Source organism: Variovorax sp. YR216 (assembly GCF_900107745.1).
Lineage (GTDB): Bacteria > Pseudomonadota > Gammaproteobacteria > Burkholderiales > Burkholderiaceae_C > Variovorax.
The window spans coordinates 1-1,409 of sequence record NZ_FNRO01000043.1 but is presented as its reverse complement, the minus strand read 5'-3'; the positions used below and the strand labels follow the sequence as shown (position 1 = coordinate 1,409).

Genomic DNA, 1,409 nt, shown 5'->3' with positions numbered 1-1,409 from the left:
CTGTCTTACATGGACACCCGCCGTTGTGCAAGTGGATGTAGCGATGAAGGCAATCGGGTACTGGCTGCAGTCTTACATTCGGCCTTGGATGCAGGTTGAGCCTGCGGGCCCTGATGGAATTCGCCAAGAACTGCCTCATCTAGTCGTCGCGCTTTGAGCGCAAGACAGTATTCAGGTTTGAGTTCTTGCGGTCCGACCTGTCGTGCCATCACCTCATCATCGACCTGCGCAACCTCGGTGCACCCTCACTCGAACTTAGTTCGTCTCCGGCTGTGGCCGGGTGCTGACGTAACCTGGTTGATAGGCTTGACCGTGGGCCAGAATCGCCCATGCGGTTCGTGCCATCTTGTTGGCTAATGCGACGACCGCGACATTGGCATGACGCCGCTTGCTCAGTTCTTCAGCCCAGGGGTTCGGTTTCCTCGACGTGAACAACACCGATCTGGCGCCATGAATCAGTAGCGTACGCAGGTACGGGTCTCCGCGTTTGCTGATCGCGCCCAACTGAACCTTGCCGCCAGTTCCGCGCTGCTGCGGCACCAGCCCTATGAACGATGCCAGCTCGCGCCCCGACTTGAAGGTACGCATATCACCCACGGTGGCGACCAATGCGCTCGCCGTCAAGGGGCCTATGCCCGGGATCGCCAACAACAAGCGGCAACTGGCTTCCTGTTTCGGCCAGGCCGCTATTCTTTTCTCGAGAACCGAGATCTGTTCGTCCAAACTGTGAACACGCGCGAGTTGCTCTCGCAACACGTCCATCAGCAAACCGGGAACGCGCCCCTCGATGTCAGCCATTCGATCTTGCAGCTCGGCCAAACCGGCCTGCCTGCCGGTTCTCAACGTCACGCCAAACTCGTAAAGCAGACTGCGCAGCTGATAGATCTGCATCGTCCGGAACTTCGTCAGCTGGGTGCGCACTCGGTGCAGCCCAAGCACCGCTTGCTGTTCTTCACTCTTGACCGCCACCGTACGCATGCCGGGCTGCTGAACTGCGGTCCAAATTGCTCGGGCATCAGCAGCGTCCGTCTTGTTGGTTTGCACAAAAGGTCGAATGAACTTGGCGTGCAGCAACACCGCCTCGTGGCCAAGCGCGCGCATCTTGCGCGCCCACCAATGCCCACTGCCGCACGCCTCAAGCGCAACCCGCCCTGCAGGGCTCTTTGCCAAGAACTCGATCAGTTCTGTCCGGCTGAAGCGTCGATTCACGATCTCTCCTGTGTCGGGATCGACCCAGTGCATCTGAAATACGCGCTTTGCGATGTCCAGACCATACGTCGTACGGTTCATTTCGGTCCCTCCGTTCCTGAGGTGGTGGATGGAGACGCCACTTTGGCACTGGTCGGTTCCGGACGTACATCTATCCTTGCCCATCCCGCCCCGAAGGGCGGCGGGTGTCCATCCCATCT

Annotated in this window: 1 protein-coding gene; it reads right to left on the bottom strand. The window is 59.3% G+C overall.

Going from position 1 to position 1,409, the window contains the following annotated elements:
* Positions 1-255: 255 nt before the first annotated feature.
* On the bottom strand, positions 256-1,290 hold the full coding sequence (locus tag BLW05_RS35220) for an IS110 family RNA-guided transposase (protein ID WP_093169579.1): 1,035 nt from the start codon (positions 1,288-1,290) through the stop codon (positions 256-258).
* Positions 1,291-1,409: the final 119 nt, after the last annotated feature.

Coding starts and splice junctions, on each gene's coding strand:
- BLW05_RS35220 (WP_093169579.1), bottom strand. CDS start 1,290: ATGAACCGTACGACGTATGGTCTGGACATCGCAAAGCGCGTATTTCAG.